The sequence below is a fragment of the Paraburkholderia sp. BR14312 genome (assembly GCF_040948675.1).
In the GTDB taxonomy this organism is placed as follows: domain Bacteria; phylum Pseudomonadota; class Gammaproteobacteria; order Burkholderiales; family Burkholderiaceae; genus Paraburkholderia; species Paraburkholderia nodosa_A.
In genome coordinates this window covers 355,718-370,788 of record NZ_JBFPKI010000011.1, presented here as the reverse complement: position 1 = coordinate 370,788, position 15,071 = coordinate 355,718, and the positions used below count along the sequence as shown (strand labels likewise).

10 protein-coding genes are annotated in these 15,071 nt (G+C 65.3%); 3 read left to right on the top strand and 7 right to left on the bottom strand.

From position 1 onward, the window contains the following. Positions 1-247: 247 nt before the first annotated feature. Genes AB3X98_RS29675 through AB3X98_RS29665 form a run of 3 tightly spaced genes read right to left on the bottom strand, consistent with a single transcriptional unit; the run spans position 248 to position 6,399 of the window. Positions 248-2,734 (bottom strand): glycosyltransferase family 4 protein, encoded by a 2,487-nt coding sequence (locus AB3X98_RS29675; protein WP_368606634.1) that lies wholly within the window; start codon positions 2,732-2,734, stop codon positions 248-250. Beyond that, positions 2,731-4,197: a flippase gene (locus AB3X98_RS29670; protein ID WP_368606633.1), complete on the bottom strand. Its 1,467-nt coding sequence runs from the start codon at positions 4,195-4,197 to the stop codon at positions 2,731-2,733. Before AB3X98_RS29670 ends, AB3X98_RS29675 begins: the two co-directional genes overlap by 4 nt. A 30-nt stretch (positions 4,198-4,227) precedes the next feature. Continuing rightward, on the bottom strand, positions 4,228-6,399 hold the full coding sequence (locus AB3X98_RS29665; protein WP_368606637.1) for a hypothetical protein: 2,172 nt from the start codon (positions 6,397-6,399) through the stop codon (positions 4,228-4,230). A 409-nt stretch (positions 6,400-6,808) separates the two neighbouring features. Here AB3X98_RS29665 and AB3X98_RS29660 point away from each other — a divergent pair, with 409 nt between their 5' ends. From AB3X98_RS29660 to AB3X98_RS29650, 3 genes are read left to right on the top strand one after another with little or no spacing between them, the layout of a single operon-like run. Continuing rightward, positions 6,809-7,903: an acyltransferase gene (locus tag AB3X98_RS29660; protein WP_069266040.1), complete on the top strand. Its 1,095-nt coding sequence runs from the start codon at positions 6,809-6,811 to the stop codon at positions 7,901-7,903. A 37-nt stretch (positions 7,904-7,940) separates the two neighbouring features. Beyond that, positions 7,941-8,984 (top strand): GDP-mannose 4,6-dehydratase, encoded by a 1,044-nt coding sequence (gmd, locus tag AB3X98_RS29655; protein ID WP_069266041.1) that lies wholly within the window; start codon positions 7,941-7,943, stop codon positions 8,982-8,984. Beyond that, positions 8,971-9,927, top strand: coding sequence for a GDP-mannose 4,6-dehydratase (locus AB3X98_RS29650; protein WP_368606632.1), 957 nt, complete (start codon positions 8,971-8,973; stop codon positions 9,925-9,927). The genes gmd and AB3X98_RS29650 overlap by 14 nt, the downstream gene beginning before the upstream one ends. 79 nt (positions 9,928-10,006) lie before the next feature. Here AB3X98_RS29650 and AB3X98_RS29645 read toward each other — a convergent pair whose 3' ends face one another. From AB3X98_RS29645 to AB3X98_RS29630, 4 genes are read right to left on the bottom strand one after another with little or no spacing between them, the layout of a single operon-like run. Further along, positions 10,007-11,164 (bottom strand): glycosyltransferase family 4 protein, encoded by a 1,158-nt coding sequence (locus AB3X98_RS29645; RefSeq protein WP_069266043.1) that lies wholly within the window; start codon positions 11,162-11,164, stop codon positions 10,007-10,009. Positions 11,165-11,192: 28 nt separating this feature from the next. Then, complete coding sequence (locus tag AB3X98_RS29640; protein WP_368606631.1) at positions 11,193-12,416, bottom strand: glycosyltransferase family 4 protein; 1,224 nt, start codon at positions 12,414-12,416, stop codon at positions 11,193-11,195. Continuing rightward, positions 12,413-13,894 carry a glucose-6-phosphate isomerase gene (locus tag AB3X98_RS29635; protein WP_368606630.1) on the bottom strand — a complete coding sequence of 494 codons (1,482 nt, stop codon included), beginning with the start codon at positions 13,892-13,894 and terminating at the stop codon, positions 12,413-12,415. The genes AB3X98_RS29640 and AB3X98_RS29635 overlap by 4 nt, the downstream gene beginning before the upstream one ends. A 2-nt stretch (positions 13,895-13,896) precedes the next feature. Then, positions 13,897-15,042, bottom strand: coding sequence for a glycosyltransferase (locus AB3X98_RS29630; RefSeq protein ID WP_368606629.1), 1,146 nt, complete (start codon positions 15,040-15,042; stop codon positions 13,897-13,899). Positions 15,043-15,071: the final 29 nt, after the last annotated feature.

Genomic DNA, 15,071 nt, shown 5'->3' with positions numbered 1-15,071 from the left:
CGAATTCCAGACGCAGGTTCATGGTGTTTCTCGGGTTCCAGGGCATGAACGGCTCCAGGCCAATCACTCGCCCGAAGTGTTACCCATGTCCCCGCACACCTGTTACCCATGTTTCCGGTCCATACACCGCCGCAAAGAAAGTAGGTGCCGCCCCGCACAGGGGCAACACTTGCATACCGACGCGAACACAAGGAAAGGCCAACGCGGCCAGAAGCCGCGAAAAAAGGCCTAAAAAAAGCAAAAAAACTTACTTGCCCCGAGCAACAACCCCATCGAGCACCCGCTCGACAGCATCGACATACTGCTGCTTCCCAAACCGCTCCCGGGCAGTAGCCAGCCCTTGCACAGCAAGCCGATCCCGCAACGCCGCGTCGTCGTGCAACCTGCCGATGGTCGCAGCCAGTTCCTTGGCATCACCTGGCGTACAAAGCAGCCCGCTTTCACCATGCTCGACAATCTCAGTCACACCACCATCGCGAGAAGCAACCACAGGCCTTTGCGCCAGCATCCCCTCAACGACCACACGCCCAAACGGTTCAGGCGTAATAGACGTATGCGCGATCACATCGACGGCCCGCATGCAAGCCGCAATGTCATGCCGGAAGCCGAGAAAATGCACACGCTCCTGCAGCCCGTTCGCCTCGACGAATGCACGCAGCTCGGCAGCGTAAGCGTCCTCACCGAACAGCGGCGCACCAACAAACACAGCATGCGCACGCGGCTCGTAGAGCAAAGCTTCGAGCAGCACATGCTGGCCTTTCCAGCGCGCCAGACGGCTGAAAGCACCAACCAGGAACGCATCCTCGGGCAACCCGATCTGCACCCGCAGTTGAGCCTGCGGCACGCGCGCGAGCGCACGGAACGGCGATTCATCCACGCCGTTGTGCACCACGTCGATGCGCTTCGCGTCGAAGCGCGTGAGCTGCGCAAACACCTTCGCCGATGCATGCGAGTTCGCGATCACATGCGCGAGCCCCAGCTTCGCGCAGCCCTTGATCACCGCGCGCTGCACGCGGCCGAAATGCTCGTCGCTAACAATGTCGCGCAAATGCCAGACCACCGGCTTGCGCGCGAGCTTGCCCGCAAGCACGCCGATCACCATCGCGCGCTGCGTGTTAGCGTAAAGCACGTCGGCCTCGCGCGCGCGGCGGCGCGTCTCGCGCACGAGCGCAGCAATGCCCGCAAGCACGCCCAGTCGCGGCGCCGTGCCGCCATCGCGGCGCACCTTGTTCAACGCACCCGAATCGATCACCTCCACGCGCGCGCCGGCTTTGTCGAGCGCCTCCCTGAAGGGCCCGTCGTTGAAGAGCAGCACGTCGATGCGCGAGCGCAAGCCCTTCACCACTTCCAGCAGCGATAGCTCGGCGCCGCCCAGCACGCCGCTCTGGTCGATGGCGAGCACGCGCGGCGCGTCCGCTGCGTCCGCTTCGATCTCGTACGGCGCTGCGCCGTGTGCCGAGCCCGCCTGCGCGATCGCCGGCACCGCTTTCGCCACGCGCGCGAAGAATTGCTCGCGGAAATGCCGCGAAGAAAAGCGCTCGGCATTCGCGCGGCAATCCTCGGCGCGGAATCGGCCAGGATCGCTTTCGAACGACTCGACGGCGTCGATGATCGCGTCCGCGTTTTGCTCTTCGAAGAAAATGCCCGTGGGGCGCGAACCGGTGTCGCGCACCGTTTCGAGCGCGCCGCCCTTGCCGAATGCAATCACGGGCGTGCCGCAAGCCTGCGCCTCGACCACGGAAATGCCGAAGTCTTCTTCCGCAGCGAACACGAACGCCTTGGCGCGGCGCATACGGTCGTGCAGTACGGCGAACGGCTGATAGCCCAGCACTTCCACGTTGGGCGTCGCCTTCGCGCGCACCTTGTGCATGTCGGGGCCGTCGCCGATCACCACGAGGCGCCGCTCGGGCATGCGCGCGAATGCCTCGACAATCAGGTCGATCTTCTTGTACGGCACGAGCCGCGAGGCCGTCAAATAGAAGTCGTCTTTGGTGGTTTCCAGCTCGAACGCGTCGATATCCACGGGCGGATAGACCACCTCGGCCTGGCGCTGATACACCTTCTGAATGCGTCGCGCAATGAACTCCGAGTTGGCGACGAACTGGTCCACCGAATTCGCAGTGCGCACGTCCCAGTTGCGGATGTAGTGCAGGATCAGGCGCGCGAGCATCGACTTCGGCCCGCGCGTGAGGCTCGACTCCTGCAGGTACTGATGCTGGAGGTCCCACGCATAGCGGATCGGCGAATGCACGTAGCTGATATGGAACTGGTCCGGTCCCGTGAGCACGCCCTTGGCCACCGCATGGCTGCTCGAAATCACCACGTCGTAGCCCGACACATCGAGCTGCTCGATGGCGAGCGGCATGAACGGCAGGTACGCGCGATAACGCTTGCGCGCGCCCGGCAGCTTCTGGATGAACGAGGTCGTCGCGCGCTTGCCGCGCAAGAACGTGCGGTCTTTCGCATCGACGAAATCGACGACCGAGAACAGGTCTGCATCCGGAAAGCAGGCAAGGATCTGCTCTAGCACCCGCTCCGCGCCCGCGTAGGTCACGAGCCAGTCGTGCACGATGGCCACGCGCGGCGCACGGCCTGCGGCGAAGGCTGGCCGCAGTGGCCGCAGCGGCATGACGGCGCCCGTTTCGGAGCGTCGCGGTTTGGTGGCGTCGCGCCGTTGAAGGGGCGCGGCAGCGCTTTCGGACGGCGCCGCTTCGTCGATCAGTTCGTGACTCATGCGCTTTTCCGTGAATTCAGTCGAAAGAGAAGGGAACGGGCGTAGCCGCGCAGCATCGGTGTGGTCGCAACCGACCACACCACGTTGGCAAGTGCGAGCACGACACCGGCGCCGATTGCGTACAGCGCGTCCGGCAGCCACCACGCAAGAGCGAGCGCAGCGGCGAGAAAACTCAGGTGAGCGAACATATCGACGATGATCGTGCGGCTATGAATGCGCGAAAGCCACAGCAGTACGACGTAGTCGAACAGTGCGCGAAACAGCACGGCGGCGGCCGCGCCCGGCAAGCCGAAGCGCGAAATGCCGAGCCACAGCAGACCGGCAAAGAGCGGCAGCTCCACGAGCCCCACGCGCGCGGCGGCGGCAGGATTGTTTTGCGACTGGATGAGAATGCGCGTGACGCCCGCCTGCCCGACGAGCCACACGGCGATGATCAGCACGCGCCCAACCGGTGCGCCATGCGCGGCGATCACGGGCCCGACCCACGCATGCAGGAAGGGCTGGAGCACCACGATCGCGCCGATGGCGATCGGCGTGAACACGGCATTGAGAAACTGCAGCGACTGCGCGGCGATTTCATCGGCATGCTCGCGGCCCAGCGCGGACAGGCGCGGAAACAGCGTGCGCACGAGCGCATTGGGCACCATGTTCAGGCGCGTGACGAGGTTCTGCGGCACGGTGTAATACGTGACGAAGCGCGCACCGAGGCCCGCGCCCAGCATCATGCGGTCGAGCGAGTCCGCGACCATCGTCGTGATGCTCGCGACCAGCATCCAGCCGCCGAAATTGAAGAGCGCCTTCGACGTATCGAGGCGCGGCCCGCGCACCTTGCGAATGCCGAGCACGCGCAGCGCCGAGCGGCCGAGCAGGATCGCGGCGGCCAGACGCGCGAATACGGCGGCGGCCAGCACGGTCTGCAGATTCGGCTCGTACGCCCAGGCAGCGGCAAGCGGCAGCAGCTGGAACAGGAACGTGCCGAGCGTCTGGTTCGTGTTGTAGATGCCGAAGCGCTCCGCGCCGTTGATCGCACCCGCGAACACCCACGAGACGTTCGCCACCGGAATCGCCACGGCGAGCCAGGGCAGCGCGAGATAGACTTCGTGCCGCAACTGGGGCGTGACGTGCGTGAAATACGCGGTATAAAGCGCGCCGCCCGAATAGATCAGCAGGCCGCCAATCGCGCCGGTCGTGAAGTTCAGCCAGAACGCGCTCCAGAACACGCGCTCGCAGGCGTCGGCGTCTTTCGACGCATACGCCTTCGAGATCTGGTTCTGCGCGGCCATGCTCATGCCGAGGTCGAGCACGCTGAAGTAGCCGATCAGCGTCCAGACGAGCGCGATCACGCCGTAGCGCTCGACACCGAGCAGGCGGATATAGGAAGGCACCGTGACGAGCGACACGAAGGTCGGCAGCACGAGACCGAACAGATTGATTGCGACGTTGCGCAGTATGCCTTTATCCATTGGGTATCCAGTTGCGGGGCCCGTAGCGGGTCAGGCCGGTTTCCAGCGGTACATGAGCACCTTGCCGCGCGCGTCTTCCTCGACGAACACGAGGTATTCGCCGTTCGCTTCGCGATGCGCGGTGATGCCGAACGGCACGTCGACCCAGCCCGAGGTGTTGCCCACTTCCGCGCCCGGGCCGAAGGTGCCGATCTCCTTCGCACTGTCCTTGTCGTACACGTGGACGTTGCCCGCGGGCTCGACCACGAACACGTACTGGCCTTCCACCGTGAGCCCCGCGGGCGTGACGGGCGGTTTCGCTTTCGGGTCCCACGGCAGGCGCAGCATGTAGTGCTGCTCGGGGTGGCCGCTCGACCACTTGTCGTAGCGCACCAGCACGCGCCCCGCTTCCTTCCAGAAGCCCGGATCGTGCGGCGCATCGGCCGTATAGCCCGTCACGTAGAGCGTGTCGGTCTGCGGCTCGTAGATCGCGCGATGCACTTCGGTGAACGGCGCGGGGACCGCGTATTTGTCGAGCTTGTCGTACGAGTAGATCGGATTGCCCTTCGCGTCGAGCCCGCCATAGCGGAAGCGCCAGATGCCCTTGTCGTCGCGCGCGCGCCAGATGTCGCCGCGCGTGTCGATCCACCAGCCCCACCCGCCTGCCAGATGGTCGCGGCCCGGATTGCGCGTGAATTCGTCGGCGTCGAAGGCACCGTTGCCGTTCGCATCGCGCCAGATCCAGTCGCCGCCGGGCGGCGGCGCGTTCGGCACGTTCTGCACCCCGCGGCCGCGGCCCGCAATGAAGCCCGAGGGAATCGCGGTCTCGCCGTCGCGCTGCGCGTCGAAGCGGTAGATCTTCAGGTGGTCCGCGTACATGTCGGTGAGGAACAGGAACGTGTGCCCGTTCAACACGCGCGCGATTGGCAGGCCCGGCCACTGGTCCGTGTGGAAAACGGGATCGTCGGGATAGCGGAATCGATTGGACAGGAATCCGACATATTTCCAGTCCTGCCCCGGCGGCTTCGACAAGTCGAGTTCGAAGCGCTTGTTGCCCGTGTAGACGCTGTTGGGGCGCTGCGGGTCCACCCACGCGCCGTCCACGAACAGCAGGCCTTCCAGGTTCCACAGGCGCTTGCCGGCAGGCGTATAGGCCTCCAGCGTTGCGCCAAGACCCGCGCCGATGTTGTCTTCGTGCTGCGGTCCGACGCCGTTGGTCGAGACGTAGATGTTCCCGCGCGCGTCGGTGCCGACGCCCGTGAGGCCATTGAAGCGGCCCGGCCCCGGCCGCCCCGCGACGCCCGAAAAAATGCCGCCGCTCTCGCCGAGCGTGGCGCTCTGCGTCCACCTCTTGCCGTTGCGCGTGAAAATGAGGATCTGCTGGCGCGGACCGTTATCGGCGATCAGGAGGCGTTGCTGCGGATCGAACGCAAGATCCACCGGCACCGAATCGTCGGGTAGCGCGAGCGTGTCGTCGAGGCGCTTGCCATCCGCCGAGTAGTGCTCGACGCGCGGATGCGCGGCGCCCTTACCCGCTTCGGTGCCCGTGAGCACCCACACCGACCCGTCGGCTGCAAGCGCGATGCGGCCCGGCGCCTGCACGTCCCATTGTCCCTTGCGCTGCATCGAATTCGCGTCGTACACCTCGATGCGGTTCATCGGCGTGTTGCTCACATAGAGCGTCGAATCCGTCGCGGCGAGTCCGCCAATGTCGGCATGCGTGCCCATGGGCACGTCGTTGATCTTCAGGAACGACGCGGAAAGCTGCGCATGCGGATTGAGCGGATCGGGCGAAGCCTGAAATGCGGCGGCGCGCTTGGGCTCGTCGAGCGGCCGGCGCGTGATGCCGTACCACTGGCTGCCCTTCGCAGGCCAGATGCCGCTGCCGACCAGATGACCCTTCTCGTTGCCCACGCCGACCGCTGCATACAGATAGCGATGATTCACGGCCACGGCGTTGCCGCCGGCTCCCCCCCAGCCATGCGTGCCGCCGGCGAAGCCGAGCGGCTTGCCGTCCTGGTACGCGCTGATCTCGGCGCCGCTCTCGTCCCACGGCGCATTGGTGAACACCTTGCCTTCGGGCGTGACGGCGATGGCCGTGACGTTGATTTGCATCCAGGTGCCCTGGCCGTTGCCAAAGCTATTGCCGATCCACGAGGTCGTCACATTGAGTTGCGGCGCGGCGATGGTCTGAACCGACGACGTGCAGATAAACGTGCACATCGCGGCCAGTGCCAACGTCCTGCGCAAGCGGCGATCGGGATTCGATAACGGCAAGGCAATTCCTCCGGTCAAGTGACGGCAATCTGCCAGGATCATGCCGTACAAATCCGCTGAAAAATCGCCTCCAAAAAAGGGAAAATAATTCAAAAAAATTCAGTATTTATGACCCATTTCTGAGTCATCCGGAAATAAACTCCCGAACACCGGATATCACGCCAAAAAGCCGTGCGGCGCGGTGTTCGGCACGCCCGCCACACTTTCCATTCGGCAATGCGTATTTCATATCGCGCAAATTCCGGCATTTAAATTCAAAAATCCAGAATCAATATATTTCGGCTTTTTGAACATTTAATTCTTTCTAGAATGAATCGCGAAGCAATCGCGCATGCATGACCCCACCGGAGAACCGATGACCGTAAGCCGCCCAGTCAGTCAACAAGGCCTCGCCGACCATTCCCACCGCATCGTCCAGCTGGATGGTCTGCGTGCCTTCGCCGTGCTCGCCGTGTTCGCGCAGCACGCGTTGCGCGCGCCGCTGTGGATGGGCGTCGACCTGTTCTTCGTGCTGAGCGGCTTTCTCATCACCGGCATCCTGCTCGAGCGCAAGGCGCGCGGGCAATCGTATTTCAGCTACTTCTATGCGCGCCGGGTGCGCCGTATCCTGCCGCCCTACGTGCTGCTGCTCATCGTTTCGTCGCTGCTGTTCGGCTTCGGCTGGGCACACTACTGGCCGTGGTATGCGTTCTTCGCGACCAATATCGGCGACGCACTCGGCCAGAGCGGGCACGACAGCCTCAACATTCTCTGGTCGCTCGCCGTCGAAGAGCAGTTCTACATCGTGTGGCCCTTCGTCGTGCTGCTTCTGCCGCAACGGCTCATGGCCGTCGTGGCCGCCGCGCTCATTTTTGTCGTACCCGTGCTGCGCGCCGTCGCGACCCCGTGGTTCGACTCGTACTGGCCCATTTACTACCTCACGCCGTTCCGCATGGATTTGCTGGCCGCCGGCGCGCTGCTCGCCGTGCTCGTGCGCCGCGACCGCAATGCGCTCGAGCCCTTCAAATGGCCCGCCGCCGTGCTCTTTTTCGCGGCGCTCGGCGTGCTGGCCTGGCTGCACCTGCACTACCCGCGCTTTCGAGGCATGAACACGCCGCTCTCCAACGCCATGCTCTATAGCGTTTCGCTCGTGCTCTGCACCTCCATCGTCGTGTTCGCGCTGCAGTCGAAAGGCATCGTGCGGCGCCTGCTGTCCAACCCGGTGCTCGTGTATATCGGCACGATCAGCTACACGATCTACCTCATTCATCTCACGATTCTCTATGCCGTGTGGCCGCTCCATTACGGCCGCATCCAGAGCGCCGCGATTGCGCTCGTCCTCACGCTCGCTTATGCGAGCGCGAGCTGGTTTCTCTTCGAGCGCCGCCTCACGCGCGGTCCGCGCCGCCGCCCAGCGGTTGAGCCGGTCGACCTCACCGCGCGCGTGAGCCAGTCGAGCCCGCAGTCGTAATTCCTGAATCCCGTTCGATACTTCAAAGGCACATCACATGAACGAACGTCGCAAAGCGATCATCACCGGTGTTTCCGGCCAGGACGGCGCCTACCTCACGCGTCTTCTGCTCGACAAGGGCTACAACGTCACGGGCACCTATCGCCGCACCAGTTCCGTCAACTTCTGGCGCATGAACGAGCTGGGGATCCTCGACCATCCGTCGCTCGACCTCGTCGAACACGACCTCACGGACGCGGGCTCGACCCTGCGCCTCGTCGAACGCGCCCAGGCGCAGGAGGTCTACAACCTCGCCGCCCAGAGCTTCGTGGGCGTGTCGTTCGACCAGCCCGCCACGACCGCCGAAGTCACCGGCATCGGCGTGCTGAACATGCTCGAAGCGATTCGCGTCGTGAATCCGAAGGCGCGTTTCTACCAGGCTTCGACCTCCGAAATGTTCGGCAAGGTCCAGGCCATTCCGCAATGCGAGGACACGCCGTTCTATCCGCGCAGCCCCTATGGCGTGGCCAAGCTGTTCGCGCACTGGTCCACGGTCAACTACCGCGAGTCCTACGACATCTTCGCGACGAGCGGCATTCTCTTCAACCACGAGTCGCCGCTGCGCGGGCGCGAGTTCGTCACGCGCAAGATCACCGACAGTGTTGCCAAGATCAAGCTCGGCAAGCTGAACATGCTCGAACTCGGCAACCTCGACGCCAAGCGCGACTGGGGCTACGCCTCCGAATACGTCGAGGGCATGTGGCGCATGCTGCAGGCCGACGAGCCCGACACCTACGTGCTCGCCACGGGCCGCACCGAAACCGTGCGCGACTTCGTGAAGATGGCCTTCGCCGCCGCCGGTTTCCAGCTCGAATGGTCGGGCAAGGGCGAGCGCGAAACCGGCATTTGCGTCGCCACGGGCCGCACGCTCGTGCGCGTGAGCCCGCGCTACTACCGCCCCGCCGAAGTCGATCTGCTCATCGGTGACGCGACCAAGGCGCAGGAGAAACTCGGCTGGAAACCGCAGACTTCGCTCGAGCAGCTCTGCCAGATGATGGTCACGGCCGACCTTGCGCGTAACGAACGCCATGACACATTCTGATCCCGCTAGCCGTCCGCGCGCGCTCATCACGGGCATTGGCGGCTTTACGGGCCGCTACATGGCCGCTCGCCTCGCGGCGGACGGCTACCGCGTGTGGGGCACCGTGCGGGCGGGCGAATCGCTGGACGCGGAAGCCTTCCCGTTCGGCGCCACCGCAATCGAGGCGGACTTGCTCGACCGCGCCGCGATCGCCCATGCGCTCGAAACCGTGCAGCCCGACGTGGTCGTGCATCTCGCCGCAGTGGCCCACGTGGCCGACAGCGACGTGGCACGCACCTACGTCGTGAACATCGTCGGCACGCGCAATCTGCTCGAGGCGCTCGCGCAACAGAAGCACGTGCCGCGCGCCGTCTTGCTGGCCAGCAGCGCGAACGTCTACGGCAACGCCACGAACGGCGTGATCGACGAACAGGTCGATCCCCAACCCGCCAACGACTACGCGGTCAGCAAGCTCGCGATGGAATACGTCGCGAGGCGTTTTCAGGCGCAGTTGCCGATCATCATCGCGCGCCCGTTCAACTACACGGGCGTGGGCCAGTCGCCGGACTTCCTGATCCCGAAGATCGTCGAGCACTACGCACGCGGCGAAAAAGAGATCTCGCTCGGCAACCTGCACGTGGCCCGGGACTTCTCCGATGTGCGCGACGTGGTGAACGCCTATGCGCGGCTCGTCGAAGTCGCGCCGCGCGGCACCACCGTCAACGTCTGCTCGGGCAGCGGTCAGACGCTCGGTGCGCTGCTCGACATGCTCGCGCGCATCGCCGGCTACGAGATCGAGGTGCATGTCGATCCGCGGTTCGTGCGCGCCAACGAAGTGCGTCAGCTGATCGGGTCGAATGCGAAGCTGCGTTCCATCGTCGGCGACAGCTCGCGCAAGCACCTCGAAGAAACCTTGCGCTGGATGTACGAAGAGGCCCGCGAACGCGTAGTCGAAACGCAATAGCGCTGCTTGCTTCCTCTTGCTCTACAAATAAACCGCCGCTCTCCCGAGCGGCGGTTTTCTTTGGGTCGATCGACCCGCTTCAGTGAGCGGCAATCGCTTCCGCGTACACACCGGCCACGCGCTTCGCGATCACGGCGTTGTCGAAGTGCTCGCGCGCGTACGCCTTGCATGCCTCTTCATCCGGCAGCTTGATGCGGCCCGAAAGCGCGCCGTCGATGCCATCGGCGATCGCGTTCGCGCCCGTGCTCGGCAGCACGAGATCTTGCGACAGACCCGCCACCGCCTCCGGCAGACCGCCCACGGGCGTCACCAGAACCGGCGTACCCGCGGAAAGCGACTCCACCGTGATCAGGCCAAAGCCCTCCAGCGCCACTGTCGGCACCACGCTCAGTGTGGCCGCGCGATAGAGCGAAGGCAGGTGCGCGTCGGGCACGAAGCCGAGCAGCTTCACGTTGTCAGCCAACCCTGCTTCGTCGATACGCTGCTGAAGTTCGGATTCCAGACGGCCCCGCCCCGCGATCAGCAGGAGCACGTCCGGGTGGCGTTGCTTCACCATCTTGATCGCGTCGATCAGGTCTTCGAGGCCCATGCGGCGCACGAGGCGGCGCACGGCGAGGATGATCGGGCGGCCTTGCGGCAACTGGAGCTTCAGGCGCGCTTCCGCCGTCGTGCAGGCCGGGTCGAAATGCGCCGTATCCACGCAGCCCGGCACGATGCGCACGCGCTCGGGCGAAATAGCGTAGCGGCGCGTGAGAATGTCGCCAAACGCCTTCGACAGCACGATGAGCCGCGAGGAGCGCTCATACACCGACTGCTCCAGCGAGTGCTTGATGCGCTGGCTCAGCGTGGCCGCGCCTTCCACGAAGCTTTCGTCGGCCCACGGGCCCTGGAAGTGCGAAACCTGTGGAATGCCGCGCGTGACGTCGAGCCCGGGGAAGGTGTACAGCGCGAAGTGCGAGGAAATCACGTCGGGGCGGTGGCGGCGAATCTCGCTGCGCAGCGCACGGCGCGCGTCCATGAGGCGAAACGGCAGCGAGCGCGAAGCGGAGCCGAAGCCGTGAATCGCGCCGCCGCTGTCCTGGGCCACCTTGGGCGAGCCGGCCACGACGCCGCGCACGCGCACGCCCGCGCCGGGCAGCGCGCCGACGAGCGAGTAGTACATGCGGTCGAGGCCGCCTGCGCGCTCGGGAAACCAGTGCATGCCGATCTGCAGCGATTGAATGGATTGTGTGGTCATCGCGTGTCCTTATTCTGCACGTATGCGGTTATCGGGGGGTCTCTGCGCGCTGGAGCGTTTGACCGCCCGGCAGCGTCGCAGCAGCGAACGCGGGTTCTTCGCGGCGTACGGCCTCGCTCGCGTCGCCGGCCAGTTGCCGGTAGAGCGCGATGTACTGCGCGGCCATGCGCGCCCAGCCGAACTGCGTGGCCAGTTCCGCCGCCGCCTCGCCCATCGCGAGCCGGCGCGGCGTGTCGGTGGCGAGCGTCTTCACGGCGTTGGCGAGCGCGGGCACGTCGTCGGGGTCTTCGAGCACGATGCCGCAATCGGGCGTGATGATTTCGGCGCCGCCTGCCGTGAGCGCGGTGACGACGGGCAAGCCCGCCGCCATCGCTTCGAGCAGCGAGAGGCTCATTGCTTCGTAGCGCGAAGGAAATACGTAGGTATCGACGGAGCGCATGAGCGTGGGCATCTCGCGCACGAGGCCGAGAAAATGCACCCGCGACTCGATGCCCAGCTCGCGTGCGAGGTCGGGATACGGGCTGCCCGGCAGGTAGCCCGCCACGGCCAGATGCACGTTGTCGGGCATCTGCTTCATGGCGTGCAGCACCGTGCCGAGGTTCTTGCGCGGCGTGCGCAGATCGCCCACGAAGAGCAGCAGGAACGCGTCGGCGGGCAGCGAGAACTTCGCGCGGTCCGCGCTCGCGGCCGAGAAGCCGCGCGTATCGACGCCGTTGTAGATCACGTCGAGCCGCTCCACGGGGTTGCCGCCCGATGCGCGAATTTCGTCGGCGACCTTGCGCGAAACGGCCGCGATCACGCGCGAGCGCCGATACGCCCAGCGCTCCAGCACCGCATTGGCGCGCGTGTAGACGAACTGGTAAGCGGACCACACGCCGCGCGTGAGACCGAACGGGTAGTACTTGCTGCGCGCCCAGCCGCCGTGCACGAAGTGCGCGGTGTTGACGTCGGCGTGCGCCCAGGTGATGAAGCCGTTCACATGGAGCACATCGTATGCGCGCCGGTTGCGGCGCAGCCACAGCGCGCTCTTCACCGCGAATACCTGCTGGCGCAGCAGGTTGGTGGGCCACGCGCGCGAAGGTTGCACATTCACCCATTTCACCTTGGGGTGGGCAAGCAGCTCGGGCGCGACATGCGAGGCGACCAGCGTCACCTCGAACCCCTCGTCGAGCGCGGCGCGCGCGATTTCATGATTGACGCGGCCCTGGCCGTCATTGTGGCGCACGACATGCGTGACGATTGCGACTCTCAATCGGAGACCTCCGTGGTAGGGGCCTGGCGTTGCAGCTTCGCCCAATGCCCCGCGCTGAGAATGGAAAACACGCTCGAAAAGAGCAGCAGGCCGCCGGTACCCACGAGCGAGTTGGTGAACACGAGCATGGCGAAGATCGATATCGCGAGGCTCAGGCACGCGCACACGTAGCGGTCCTCGGGAAAACGCATCGACACGCGCACCGCGCGCACGAGCAGCCACAGCACGCCCGACATGTAGAGCAGCGTGCCGGGCCAGCCCAGCACGAACGGAATGTTCATCACGCCGCTGTCGAAGCTGCCGTATTGGCCGAGCTGGCCGTTATTACTGGAAAGCTTGGTCGATGCGCCGGTGGCGCCGAGACCCTCGCCCGTCACGTCGGTGAAGGCCTTCTTCGCGAAGTCGGCATAGAACTGGTTACGCGCCTCGTAGCTCTGGTCGTCCTTCAGGTTCACGAGCGTATTCAGACGCTGCTGCATGCGGTCCGCCACGGGACCGAACGTAAGCAGCGGCACACATACACCCGCCAGCACGACCGCACTGACGATGATGCGAATGCGCACCTTGTTGCTCGACTTCATCAGCTGGATCACCATGGCGATTGCCCAGCCGCCCCAGGTGGAGCGCACGAGCGAGAGCGCGAACGAGAAGAAGCCGAACGCCGCCGCGATCCAGCGCACCCGATGCTTCGCGGCCATCACGAACACCATCGCGCCCATCATCGCGAACGCGAACGGGCCCGACGAGTTCATCGTGCTGAACACACGCACGCCGAGCGGCACGGGGTCGCCCTGCGAGTTCATGTCCGAGCCGATCATCCACATCGCATCCCATGGCGGCATGATGAAGAACTGCACGAGACCATACGCGCCCATCACGAGCATGCCGTAGATGAAGGTGTTGATGATGGTCTTGCTGCACTCGGGATACTGGCGCGTGAGCACCATGATGTGAAAGCCGATCAGGAACGGATAGATCCAGTTGGCAAGGTCATAGACCGCCGCGGCCGGGCCGCTGCCCACCACGCCCACCACGAACCCATAGCCGATGCCGAGCAGCGCGAGCAGGAGCGGCAGACCGCGCCGCTGCCCGAGGATCGGGTAGTAGCGCAGCAGCGAAATACCGCTGATCATCGTGACGGCGAGCGGCGCGACCTGAATGAGGCTGGTGGGCGTGAAGCCGCCCTTGCCGTAGTCGGCGAGGCGCCGCACTTCGGGGCTCAGGAACCACAGCCACCACATGAAGCCGATATAGCGCACCGGGTTCACGAAGTAGAGCCAGAATCCCACCGCGATCGACAGCACGGGAAACGCCAGCGTCAGCACGGTGCCCTGGTGCGCGCCGATCAGCAGCACCGTGAATACCCACAAGGCGAGCGGCGGCAGCGTATCGCGGCCGAGCAGGCTGCGCAGGCCGCCGCGGCGGCGGCCCGGCTGGCTCGCCGGCGCGGGTGCGGGGATAGCGGTCGTGACGTCCATGATCACATCCCGCGCGCGGCGACGCCCCGGCCTTGGGGTTCGCTCGCGATCGACTCGCCGTTGCGCGCGTCGCGCTCGTGCAGCATCTCGCGCGTGAGCTGCGCGTGCTGCCGCGCGAAGTGCTCAGTCGTGAGATCGCGCGTGCGCAGCTGCTCGCAGGCTTCGCGCGCCTGGGCGAGCGCCCGCGCCGGGTCGGCCACGAGCGCATTCGCCGCGTCGCGCAGTTGCTGTGCGTTGAACGGCTCGACGTACGAGGCGGCCTTGTCGTCGAAGTAATCTTCGAGCGCACCGACCTTCGTCGCGATCATCGGCTTGCCGAGCGCCGCGGCTTCCAGCATCACCGTGATGCCCGAAGCATGCGTGTTGGGACGCAGCGGCACGACGATGATGTCCGCCCAGTCATACAGCGCGTGCTGTTGCTTGATGCCGGAAACGCGCACGATCTCGACGTTGTCCGCGCGCGCCGATGCTGGCATGCGCCGGCGCGTGGCGATACGTACCTCGTAGCGCAAATCGTTGCCGAGCGCGCTGACGAGCGTGGTCCAGTCGCGGTCGCGGTCGTTGCCGATCGCGGCCACGCGCACGGGCGTATGCGGCGTCCACTGCGCAGGCGGACGCAGCGGAAAATCGCTGGTATTGAGCCCATAGAGCACGTGACGCGCCTCGCGCCCGAAATACTCGCCGCACAGCGCGGCATTCTCGCTCGCGAGCGTGGTGAGCAGATCGGCACGCTTGAGCAGCCGCTTGTAGATCGCACGGCGCAGCGCGCCGTAGCCGGGCCAACGGTCGAGCAGCCACACGCTTTGTGCGAGCAGCAGCGGGCGCGCGCCGCCCTTCTTCGCGTTCATCAGCAGCACCAGCGCCACGGCCAGATGCTCCTGCTCGGTGTGCGTCCAGATGACGTCGGACTGCAGAATGGCGCGGCGATTGCGCCACGCGTGAATGAAGTCGAAACCGGCCGCGGCCTTCAGCGCACGCCGCATGAAGCGCATGGGCGTGCTTTCGCTCGCGTCCTGCGCGTAATTGAGGGCGAATTCCGCAGATTCCGCGTGGTGGTAGCCATACAGGCTGCCGATGTTCTCGCCTTTGCGATAGCGGCGCGGATCGGCGCCATAGAAAAGGTGGACGTGGACTTGCGTACTGCTCATTCGGGGTCCTCCCTGTAGTCGTTGGCCGC

Bases quoted from the DNA above. Each gene is read 5' to 3' on its own strand.
- AB3X98_RS29675 (WP_368606634.1), bottom strand. From the start codon at position 2,734: ATGAGTCACGAACTGATCGACGAAGCGGCGCCGTCCGAAAGCGCTGCC.
- AB3X98_RS29645 (WP_069266043.1), bottom strand. From the start codon at position 11,164: ATGACCACACAATCCATTCAATCGCTGCAGATCGGCATGCACTGGTTT.
- AB3X98_RS29670 (WP_368606633.1), bottom strand. From the start codon at position 4,197: ATGGATAAAGGCATACTGCGCAACGTCGCAATCAATCTGTTCGGTCTC.
- AB3X98_RS29660 (WP_069266040.1), top strand. From the start codon at position 6,809: ATGACCGTAAGCCGCCCAGTCAGTCAACAAGGCCTCGCCGACCATTCC.
- AB3X98_RS29665 (WP_368606637.1), bottom strand. From the start codon at position 6,399: ATGTGCACGTTTATCTGCACGTCGTCGGTTCAGACCATCGCCGCGCCG.
- AB3X98_RS29635 (WP_368606630.1), bottom strand. From the start codon at position 13,894: ATGGACGTCACGACCGCTATCCCCGCACCCGCGCCGGCGAGCCAGCCG.
- AB3X98_RS29650 (WP_368606632.1), top strand. From the start codon at position 8,971: ATGACACATTCTGATCCCGCTAGCCGTCCGCGCGCGCTCATCACGGGC.
- gmd (WP_069266041.1), top strand. From the start codon at position 7,941: ATGAACGAACGTCGCAAAGCGATCATCACCGGTGTTTCCGGCCAGGAC.
- AB3X98_RS29630 (WP_368606629.1), bottom strand. From the start codon at position 15,042: ATGAGCAGTACGCAAGTCCACGTCCACCTTTTCTATGGCGCCGATCCG.